The sequence below is a fragment of the Devosia sp. genome, from assembly GCF_017307565.1.
GTDB lineage: Bacteria > Pseudomonadota > Alphaproteobacteria > Rhizobiales > Devosiaceae > Devosia.
In genome coordinates this window covers 1-10,117 of the sequence record NZ_JAFKHD010000180.1, presented here as the reverse complement: position 1 = coordinate 10,117, position 10,117 = coordinate 1, and the positions used below count along the sequence as shown (strand labels likewise).

The 10,117-nt window shown below is 59.1% G+C and carries 11 protein-coding genes; 7 read left to right on the top strand and 4 right to left on the bottom strand.

The genetic code is table 11. The features are described from left to right. Both J0I64_RS05215 and secB read left to right on the top strand, forming a co-directional pair. Positions 1-228, top strand: a 228-nt coding sequence (locus J0I64_RS05215) for an FxsA family protein (RefSeq protein ID WP_291406549.1), incomplete at its 5' end; no start/stop codon positions are given. 90 nt (positions 229-318) lie between these two features. After that, positions 319-831, top strand: a complete 513-nt coding sequence (secB, locus tag J0I64_RS05210; protein WP_291406548.1) for a protein-export chaperone SecB — start codon at positions 319-321, stop codon at positions 829-831. A gap of 77 nt (positions 832-908) precedes the next feature. On the opposite strand, the gene dnaQ is transcribed toward secB, so the two are convergent. Genes dnaQ through J0I64_RS05190 form a run of 4 tightly spaced genes read right to left on the bottom strand, consistent with a single transcriptional unit; the run spans position 909 to position 3,654 of the window. Further along, positions 909-1,616 carry a DNA polymerase III subunit epsilon gene (gene dnaQ, locus J0I64_RS05205; protein ID WP_291406550.1) on the bottom strand — a complete coding sequence of 236 codons (708 nt, stop codon included), beginning with the start codon at positions 1,614-1,616 and terminating at the stop codon, positions 909-911. After that, positions 1,616-2,212, bottom strand: coding sequence for a dephospho-CoA kinase (gene coaE, locus J0I64_RS05200; RefSeq protein ID WP_291406547.1), 597 nt, complete (start codon positions 2,210-2,212; stop codon positions 1,616-1,618). The genes dnaQ and coaE overlap by 1 nt, the downstream gene beginning before the upstream one ends. Before the next feature lie 2 nt (positions 2,213-2,214). Then, the gene (locus tag J0I64_RS05195; RefSeq protein WP_291406546.1) at positions 2,215-3,045 is read right to left on the bottom strand and encodes a shikimate dehydrogenase; all 831 of its coding nucleotides are present in this window, start codon (positions 3,043-3,045) and stop codon (positions 2,215-2,217) included. A 6-nt stretch (positions 3,046-3,051) separates the two neighbouring features. Continuing rightward, a complete protein-coding gene (locus tag J0I64_RS05190; protein WP_291406545.1) occupies positions 3,052-3,654 on the bottom strand; it encodes a Maf family protein in 603 nt (200 codons plus the stop codon). A 447-nt stretch (positions 3,655-4,101) separates the two neighbouring features. Between J0I64_RS05190 and hemE the strand changes: the two genes are divergently transcribed. The 5 genes from hemE to mnmG form a co-directional block, all read left to right on the top strand. Next, positions 4,102-5,127, top strand: coding sequence for a uroporphyrinogen decarboxylase (gene hemE, locus J0I64_RS05185; RefSeq protein ID WP_291406544.1), 1,026 nt, complete (start codon positions 4,102-4,104; stop codon positions 5,125-5,127). Positions 5,128-5,136: 9 nt separating this feature from the next. Further along, a complete protein-coding gene (gene hemJ / locus J0I64_RS05180; protein WP_291406543.1) occupies positions 5,137-5,562 on the top strand; it encodes a protoporphyrinogen oxidase HemJ in 426 nt (141 codons plus the stop codon). A gap of 295 nt (positions 5,563-5,857) precedes the next feature. After that, positions 5,858-7,123: a transcription termination factor Rho gene (gene rho, locus J0I64_RS05175; protein WP_291406542.1), complete on the top strand. Its 1,266-nt coding sequence runs from the start codon at positions 5,858-5,860 to the stop codon at positions 7,121-7,123. A 12-nt stretch (positions 7,124-7,135) separates the two neighbouring features. Beyond that, positions 7,136-8,428: a tRNA uridine-5-carboxymethylaminomethyl(34) synthesis GTPase MnmE gene (gene mnmE, locus J0I64_RS05170; RefSeq protein ID WP_291406541.1), complete on the top strand. Its 1,293-nt coding sequence runs from the start codon at positions 7,136-7,138 to the stop codon at positions 8,426-8,428. Positions 8,429-8,606: 178 nt separating this feature from the next. Beyond that, positions 8,607-10,117: tRNA uridine-5-carboxymethylaminomethyl(34) synthesis enzyme MnmG (gene mnmG / locus J0I64_RS05165; RefSeq protein ID WP_291406540.1), on the top strand; the 1,511-nt coding region annotated here is incomplete at its 3' end.

The window sequence follows — 10,117 nt, the reverse complement described above, 5'->3', positions numbered from 1 at the left end:
CTCGCCATTGCCGCCGTGCTGCTGATCATTCCCGGCTTTCTGGGCGCCTTCATCGCCATCTTGCTGTTACTGCCGACGGTACGTGGCTGGCTCTACAAATCGCTGACGCGCAACATGACGGTCGTTGAGACCACGACGAGCTATCGCCGGGCCTCCGATCCCTCCTCGCCGCATCTTAACGGACCGGGAACCATCGATCTCGATGACGACGATTGGCAGCGCAAATAGCGTTGCAAAAGGCCTCTTTGCTTGTTCACCTCCGGCAAAGATGGTAGCCACCGGCAAGATCGTTCCAATCGGAATTTAGAGGGACCAAATATGGCCGAAGAAAACGAAGGCGCAGCAGCGACCCAGCCCGGCGCAGCACCCAGCATGAACCTTGTTGGTCAGTATGTGCGCGACCTTTCTTTCGAGAACCCCGGCGCACCCGCTTCGATCATGGCGGGCGGCGGCAATCCGGCCTTCAACGTCTCGATCTCGGTCGGCGTCAAGAAGCAGGCCGACGACCTCTATGCGGTTGAGCTGAACCTCAAGGCCAAGGCAAACCGCGAAGACCAGCTGCTGTTCAATGTGGAACTGGTCTATGGCGGCGTTTTCCGCCTCAAGAACATTCCCGAAGCCCAGCTCAGCGGCCTGCTCATGGTGGAATGCCCACGCCTGATCTTCCCGTTTGCCCGCCAGGTCCTCGCCAACGTCACCCAGCAGGGCGGTTTCCCGCCGCTGATGATGGAGCCGGTCGACTTCATGGCAATATACCGCCAGAACCTTGCCGCGCTCGCTGCCAAGCAGCAGACCGAAGGCGGGGCTCCGGCAACCGACCTGCCGAACTAAGTTTTTTGGCATTGAGATTTTTAAGAACCCCGGCGAGAGCTGGGGTTTTTTGTTTGCGGGCCGGAGAGAGGGGGCGCCTATTCGGCCGCGGCGACTTCGGCGTACTGAGCCCAGATGGCGCTTTCGCCCATTTTGCCGATGAAGGCTTCGTGGGCGGCGGCTTCTGCCAGGGTCACGCGCGAAGGCAGGGGCGTTGGGCGGGGGAGAGCGGCAACGCGGGTGGCGAGGGCGTCGCTGCCGTCGTTCTCGACGTCCGCCATCAGCGCCAGGCTGACCTGCTTGCCGCCGATCAGCTCGAGATAGACTTCGGCCAGGATTTCGCTGTCGAGAAGCGCGCCGTGCAGCGTGCGGCGGGAATTGTCGATGCCATAGTGCTTGCAGAGCGCATCGAGGCTGACGCGGGCGCCCGGGTGCTTCTTGCGGGCAAGCATGACGGTGTCGATGACTTCATTGTCCAGAATGGGCAGACCGGCCCAGCCCAGCTCGGCGTTCAAAAAGCCCATATCGAAGGGGGCGTTGTGAATGATCAACCGCGCGCCATCGACAAAGGTGCGGAATTCCTCGGCCAGCGTTTTGAACAGCGGCTTGTCGGACAAAAACTCTTCACTCAACCCATGCACCCGAAATGCCTCGTCGGGCATGTTGCGCTGCGGATTGATGTAGACGTGAAAATTCTGGCCCGAAGGAATGTGGTTGATCAGCTCGACGCAGCCGATTTCGACCAGGCGGTCGCCTTCGGCATGGGAAAGGCCCGTCGTTTCGGTATCGAGGACGATTTCCCGGATCATGCTTTTGGCCCCTTTGCCTTGAGGTCGGCTACTAAGGCTGCAACCTCGGCGTCGACGTCGTCGCGCGGACGCCCGGTATCGAAGAGATAGGTGGCCCGCCTCTTCTTTTCATCCTGCGGCATCTGTCGGGCAAGCAAGGTATCGCGCTTTTCCACGGTCATGCCCGGCCGGGCCATGATCCGTGCAGCCTGAATCTTGGGGTCGACGAAGGTCACGGCGATGGCATCAAAGCCGTAATCAAAGCCACTCTCGAAGAGCAGGGGGACTTCAACGGCCACTGCAATGTGGCCAGCGGCCTCCGCTTCATCCATGAACTGGGCGATCTTTTGCCGGACCAGCGGATGGACGACGGCTTCCAGCTTCTTGAAATTTTCCGGCTCGGCCGCGAGGCGCCGGGCCAATTCCTGCCGATCGATCTTTTGGTTCTTGGTGACGCCGGGAAACAGGGCTTCGACCGGCGCGACGGCTTCGCCTTCATATAATGCGGCGACAGCGGCATCGGCCGAGAAGGTGGGAACACCGACCTTTTCGAAGGCGGCAAGCAGGGTGGACTTGCCGGTTGCGATCGATCCGGTGACCCCGATCCGCCACATGCTCAGTGACCCAGCATCGCTTCGATGCGAGCGCGGAGGGCAGGAGTGACTTCCGGCCGCACACCGAACCAATCGGCAAAACCGGGCACGGCCTGATGCAACAGCATGCCGAGGCCATCGACGATTTTGAGCCCATGGGCTTCGGCATCGGCGAGGAGCGGGGTGATGAGCGGGGTATAGACGATGTCGGTGACAAGGGCGGTCTTGGGCAACAGGCCCATGTCGAGCCAATCGAACCGGCTGCCATGCATGCCGATGGAGCTGGTATTGACGACAATGCCGATTTTTGGCGCGAGTTCGGAAAACGCTTCAAAGCCATGGGCCTCAAACGGACCTTCGATTTCTTCGACCAGGGCCTCAGCATTGGCGAGCGTGCGGTTGAGCACATGCACCTGGCCGCCATTGCGCTCGCGCAGGGCGACGAGAATAGCACGCGCCGCGCCGCCCGCGCCGATCACCAGGGCATCGCGGGGGGCATCAGACCACCCGGGGGCCGCGGCATCGAGATTGCCGAGAAAACCGAGATAGTCGGTATTGTAGCCGTGGACCTTTCCGTCGCGGACGACCAGCGTATTGACCGCACCAATGGTCTTGGCAAGATCATCGACGCTATCGCAGAGGGCAAAGACCGCTTCCTTGTGAGGGATGGTGACATTACCGCCGACGAATTCGCCCGCACGAAGGCGTTCGAAAAAGGCCGGAAGTTCGGCTGGCGACACGTCGATGGCTTCATAGGAGCCATCAATGCCGTGTTCGGCGAGCCAAGTGCCATGAATGAGTGGCGAGCGCGAATGGGCGATGGGGTGGCCGATGACGAAGGCTTTTTTGGTCACGTTTGCTCAGGTTTTTGCGGACAGCAGGTCCGGGGCGATATCGCGCAAGGCACCGATCAGCGGTAGGAGCGGCAGGCCGAGAATTGTAAAATAGTCGCCGGTGATAGTCTCGAACAGTCGAACCGACGGCCCCTCGAGCCGATAGCCGCCGACCGAGGTCAAGGCCTCGGACCCTTCAAGATCGAGCACCAGGTCCCGCTCTTCTGGAGAGAAAGCGCGCATGGTCAATTCGGCGGTTTGGACGTCGAACCAGAGGAGTTCGCCATTGCGCACAAGAGAGACGGCGGCGTGCAGACGATGGGTCTTGCCGGCGAGGTGATCGAGCTGGCGCGCCGCGTCATCTCGCGAGGACGGCTTGTGGAGCAATTCCGTGCCCAGAGACAAAGTTTGATCGGCACCGATCACGTAGGCGTCAGGATGGAGTTTTGAGACCGCTTCGGCCTTTGCCTGGGCAAGAATGCCAGCAAGATCGCGACCGTCGGCGCCCGCTTCCAAAGCCTGGGCTTCGAGAGCGCGCTCGTCAACAGAAGCAGGTACAACGGAGAAGGACAAAGAAGCCTTTTCCATCAAGGTCTTGCGGGTCGGACTTGCTGAAGCGAGGATCAACATGGGCTCAGTTTTTCCACACTGTCATCCCCAGCTCAAGCGCGAATTGGGGGAAAGACTCGTAACTTTCGGAAGGCGCGAAACTTGTTCGACCAATTCGATAAAAAGTTAACAATTCCTTTCCGGGGTTCCGGGAAGGGGGCTGGGGGAATCTGTGGGGATAAGCTGAAACGGGGGGAGGAGCTTTTCGACTCCCTCGTCCACAGGCGTTACCGAATCGTTGACACCGGAGTCGCCCTGTTAAGCTCCTCTTAAACTCCATTAACGGGGCAGGAAAGCGGGCTCGGCCACAGATGTTAACAGAGCGTTAATGACGCGCTGTGCTGAAGTGCCGCCACGGCTCCCGATTGTGGAGCGCCATGAATTGCAGATACACACCGCCATAAAGAAGAAGATACGAAGACAAAGAGTCTCTTTTGGGTTTTTGAAGGGGACGGAAGGGTGAGTGCAGTGGCCAAGAAAAGATTGCTCGCGACGGTCCTGGGAGAACGCCAGGACACCCCACCAATGTGGATCATGCGACAGGCGGGACGCTATCTGCCGGAATATCGCGAACTCCGCGCCAAGGCCGGAAGTTTTCTCGACCTTTGCTACAATCCGGAATTTGCGACTGAGGTAACGCTGCAGCCGCTTCGCCGGTTCGATCTCGACGCGGCTATCTTGTTCTCCGACATTCTGGTCATTCCCGATGCACTGGGACAGAAGGTTCGCTTTGAGCAGGGCGAAGGACCAGTCCTCGAGCCTCTGGCCGTAACCGATGTCGATCGGCTTGAGCGCGGTGAGGCTTTGGAGCATCTGGCGCCTGTCCTAGAGACCGTGCGTCGGCTACGGGCGACACTGGCTCCCGAAAAGACACTTATCGGCTTCTGTGGCTCTCCCTGGACGGTTGCGACCTATATGCTCAACGGCCGGGGATCGCCGGACCAATGGGTGGCGCGTCGCTTTGCGCTCGAACACCCTGCGGCGTTTGCGAAACTGATGGATGTGCTGGTTCAGACCAGCATTGACTATCTGGTTGCCCAGTTTGAGGCTGGCGCCGATGTGGTGCAGCTTTTTGAAAGCTGGGCGCTCAATCTCGACGATGCGGCTTTCACGGCGCAGGTGATTGAACCCAACCGTCGCATTGTCGAAGGCGTGCGTGCCAGAATCCCGAATGCGCCGATCATCGGCTTTCCGCGCGGTGCGGCCGGCAATTTGAAACGCTATGCTGAGAAGACCGGCGTCAATGCGCTGGGCCTTGACTATGCGACGCCACTTTCCTTTGCCGACGAGTTCCTGCCAAAAAGCCTGCCGGTGCAGGGCAATCTCGATCCGTTGCGGCTGGTGATCGGCGGCAAGGCGATGGAAGAGCGCGTGATCGAGATCAAGGCGGCGTTTGCGAACCGCCCGCATATCTTTAACCTCGGCCACGGCATTGTGCCGGAAACCCCGATTTCCCACGTCGAGCGGTTGGTCGAGCTGGTCAAGCAAAGTTGAGAAAAGCAAATGTATGAATGGGTGAAGGCGCTGCACGTCATTTCGGTCATCGCCTGGATGGCTGGCATGCTCTATCTGCCGCGGCTTTTTGTTTATCACTCGGTCGCCGAAAAGGGCTCGGTTCAGTCCGAGACCTTCAAGGTGATGGAGCGGCGCCTTCTCAAGGGCATCATCAACCCTGCAATGATCGCCACCTGGATCTTCGGTCTGACCCTGATTCATTTCGGTGGCGCTGACTGGAGCGCGATCTGGCCCTGGGCCAAGGCCGCCTTCGTTCTGGGACTGACCGCGGTGCACGGTATTCTCGCAGGACACGTGAAACGCTTTGCGCGCGACGAAAACGTTAAGCCGCAGAAGTATTTCCGCATCATCAACGAAGTGCCGACCGTGTTGATGATCGGCATTGTCATCATGGTGATTGTGAAGCCATTTTAGGGTTTGGTGGCTCCCGGCCGACTTGCCACCCGAGCGTAGGTCTTGCGGCTTTCTTGACTTGAAAGGCTCCAGTGGAGCCTTTCATCCACTTTGCGGACCGGTGCGAAGTTTCACGTGAATCCGCCAAAAAAGCGCGCGGTGCCATGGTTTCCGCCTTGAAACCGGCAAATGATCACGCTAAATGGACTCCATCACGCATCCTTCCTCAGGCGCGACCGATTCCGGCGTTGCGCGGTGCATTCCCCAAAAAATAAAATCCCTTCCTTACGATTTACCCCAAGGGTCCATCGCATCCATGCAGAATATCAAGCTCAGTGAGCTGAAGGCCAAGTCCCCGGCCGAATTGCTGGCGTTCGCCGAAGAACTCGAAGTCGAGAATGCTTCGACCATGCGCAAGCAGGAGTTGATGTTCGCGATTCTGAAAGAACTCGCATCGCAGGACATCGACATCGTCGGCGAGGGCGTGGTTGAGGTCCTGCCAGACGGTTTTGGCTTCCTCCGCTCTCCTGACGCAAACTACCTTCCAGGTCCTGACGATATCTATGTCAGCCCCAGCCAGATCCGCCGCTTTGGCCTGCGGACCGGCGATACGGTCGAGGGCGAAATCCGCTCTCCCAAGGAAGGCGAGCGCTACTTCGCGCTGCTCAAAGTCAGCACCATCAATTTCGAAGACCCAGAGGCGATCCGCCACAAGGTCAATTTTGATAACCTCACCCCGCTCTATCCTGAAGAACGTCTCCGTATGGAGATGCCTGATCCGACCCTGAAAGATCGCTCGCCTCGTCTTCTCGATCTCGTGGCTCCGCTCGGCAAAGGCCAGCGCGCCTTGATAGTTGCTCCTCCGCGTACTGGTAAGACGGTATTGTTGCAGAATATTGCACAATCGATCGCGACCAATCACCCGGAATGCTATCTCATCGTTCTGCTGATCGACGAACGTCCGGAAGAAGTGACCGACATGCAGCGCTCCGTGCGCGGCGAAGTCATTTCCTCGACCTTTGACGAACCGGCATCGCGCCACGTCCAGGTCGCCGAAATGGTGATCGAAAAGGCCAAGCGCCTGGTCGAGCACAAGCGCGACGTCGTCATTCTTCTCGATTCCATCACCCGCCTCGGCCGCGCCTATAACACCGTGGTTCCGAGCTCGGGCAAGGTGCTCACCGGTGGTGTTGACGCCAATGCCCTGCAGCGCCAGAAGCGTTTCTTCGGCGCGGCGCGTAATATAGAAGAGGGCGGTTCGCTGACGATCATTTCGACGGCGCTGATCGATACCGGCTCGCGCATGGACGAAGTGATCTTCGAAGAATTCAAGGGTACCGGTAACTCGGAAATCATTCTCGACCGTAAGGTTGCCGACAAGCGTATCTTCCCGGCTCTCGACATCACCAAGTCGGGTACCCGCAAGGAAGAACTGCTGGTCGAACCCGATATTCTCAAGAAGATGTACGTGCTCCGCCGTATCCTCAACCCGATGGGCACGATCGACGCGATGGAATTCCTCATGGACAAGGTCCGCCAGACCAAGACCAATTCGGATTTCTTCGACTCGATGAACACCTAAGTTTCAGAACAAATGCTCGCCGGCGATACGATCATGGCGCTCTCCTCGGGCGCTCTTCCCTCCGGCGTTGCGGTTATCCGCCTCTCGGGCCCAAAGGTCCGGGAGGCGTTTTTGCACCTGGCTGGCCACTTGCCGGCGCCCCGCGCAATGGCTTTGCGCCGGATCGGTGCGGATACGCAACTCGACCAGGGTCTGGTAGCGTGGTTTCCGGGCCCCCACAGTTTCACCGGCGAAGACTGCGCGGAATTTCATGTGCATGGCTCGCCGGCGGGCGTGAAAGCCATTTTGCGCGAACTGGGCACTCTGGGCATTCGGCTGGCTGGACCGGGCGAATTCACGCGACGTGCATTCGAAAATGGCAAACTCGATCTGATCGCTGTGGAGGGTCTGGGCGATCTTCTGAGTGCCGAGACAGAAAAGCAGCGGCAACAGGCCTTGGCGCGCTACGATGGTCGGCTCACCGAAAAGGTTGAAACCTGGCGCGACGTCTTGCTCGATCTCCGGGCCGAGATTGAGGCCCGCCTCGATTTTTCTGACGAAGGTGATGTCACCGAGGAACTGCCAGCAAGCTTTTCTGGTGAGCTGGAGGCCCTCAAGGCTTCCCTCGTTGAAGCTCTTGGCAGCATTAATAGTGGTCGTATCGTTCGCGAAGGGGTGCGGGTAGCCCTTGCCGGCGCGCCGAACGCTGGAAAATCGAGCCTTATCAACGCCTTGTCCAAGTCTGACATTGCAATTGTATCGGACGAGGCCGGCACAACGCGCGATGTGCGCGAAGTTCCGCTCGATATCGGCGGCCAGCTTTTCGTTCTTTTGGACCTTGCCGGCCTGCGCCAGACGGATAGCCGTGCGGAAGCCGAAGGCATTCGCAGGGCCGAGCGCGCTATTCAGGACGCAGACATCCTGCTTTGGCTTGAAGCGCCGGATACCGAGATCGCAATTCAACCCGTGACGAATGCAAAAGTCGTCCGGATTGGCACTAAGTCCGATCTTGCCGCTAGCAACGACCACGACCTGCAGATCTCGACGACCAATGGTTCTGGGCTCGATGCCTTGATCGATCAGCTACGGACCATCGGCGAAAACCTCGTTGGCGGCGAACCGTCTTTGATCAGCCACGAGCGTGATCGATCGGGGCTAGAGCAGGCGATCGCGGCAGTCGACGAGTCCGTTCTTTATCTCAGCAACTGGGAACTGGCCGCCGAAGCGCTACGCCATGCTTCGCTGGCGCTGGAGCGAATGATCGGGCGCGTCGATGCGGAGCAAGTGCTGGATCGGCTGTTTTCCAGTTTCTGCATCGGAAAATGATTCACGTGAAACATTGCCGATCAGCTGGACGCCAAACCACCTCGTGATTCACGTGAAACACAGTGGGAGGTTTTCTTGGGGCTCAAGACACTGTATGAGAACCCCAAACTTCAATTGATCGCTCTGTTTCCTTTGCGCCGATATCATGCGCCATCAAGAGCCGTTCAGGAAAATTCCTATGACTGACTATGCTGTCATTATCGTCGGGGGCGGCCACGCCGGCTGTGAGGCAGCGGCTGCCTCGGCACGGCTTGGTGTCCCTACGGCGCTCATCACCCACCGTTTCGCGACCATTGGGGAAATGAGCTGCAATCCGGCTATCGGTGGGCTGGGGAAGGGGCATTTGGTTCGCGAGATCGACGCGTTTGATGGCCTTATGGGCCGCGTTGCCGATGAAGCCGGCATCCAGTTCCGCGTGCTTAATCGCCGCAAGGGACCGGCAGTGCGTGGCCCGCGCGCTCAGGCGGACAGAAAACTCTATCGCAATGCCATGCAAGCGGCGATTTCCGCGCAGCCCAATCTCGATGTCATTGAGGGCGAGGTCGACGACCTCGAAGTGACCGACGGCGCTATTTCTGGTGTCGTGCTGCTCGATGGCCGTCGCTTCCCGACCAAGGCCGTCGTTCTGACTACCGGTACCTTCTTGCGCGGTCTTATTCACCGCGGCGAGGAAACGACGCCGGCCGGTCGCGTCGGGGAAAAGCCCGTGCTCGGGCTTTCCATTCGGCTCGAAAATCTTGGGCTTCGGCTTGGTCGTTTGAAGACCGGGACGCCCGCTCGGCTGGATAAGGATTCCATCGACTATTCCGTCCTGGAAGAGCAGCCCGGCGACAATCCGCCGGAAGCGTTTTCGGCGCTGACAACAGAGATCACGACGCGGCAGGTGTCTTGCCACATCACCCGCACGACAGCCGAAACGCATAAGATTATCCAGGCCAATTTGCACCGCTCGGCCATGTATTCGGGCCGTATCCAGTCGCGCGGTCCGCGCTATTGCCCGTCCATCGAGGCTAAGGTCGTCCGTTTTGCCGATCGCGAAAGCCATCAGATTTTCCTTGAGCCTGAAGGGCTTGAGGAGCAGACGGTTTATCCAAACGGCCTCTCTACGTCGCTGCCGGCCGATGTTCAGGACGCCTTTCTGCGCTCGATGCCCGGGCTCGAAAATGTAAAAATCATTCGGCCGGGTTATGCGATCGAATATGACTATGTCGATCCGCGTGAACTGCGGCCAACGCTGGAGGTGAAGCGCCAGCCGGGCCTTTATCTCGCTGGACAGATCAATGGCACGACTGGCTATGAGGAGGCAGGTGCGCAGGGTCTTCTTGCTGGAGCCAATGCCGCACTGGCGGCAAGTGGTCAGGAGCCGATGATTCTTTCGCGCACCGAGAGCTATCTTGGTGTGATGATCGACGATCTTGTTACCCGCGGCGTGTCAGAACCGTATCGTATGTTTACTTCGCGGGCCGAGTTCCGGCTACATCTGCGGGCCGACAATGCTGATCAGCGTCTGACGCCGCTTGGGGTCGACAAGGGCCTGGTGGGCGAGGAACGTCGCGAGTTGTTCTCCTCCAAACTGGTCGCGCTCAATGATGGGCGGCGGCGACTTCGCGCTGCAACTGCATCGCCAAGTGAAGCGCGCAAGGTGGGTATTGCGATCAACGAGGATGGCAAACGCCGCAGCGCGTTTGA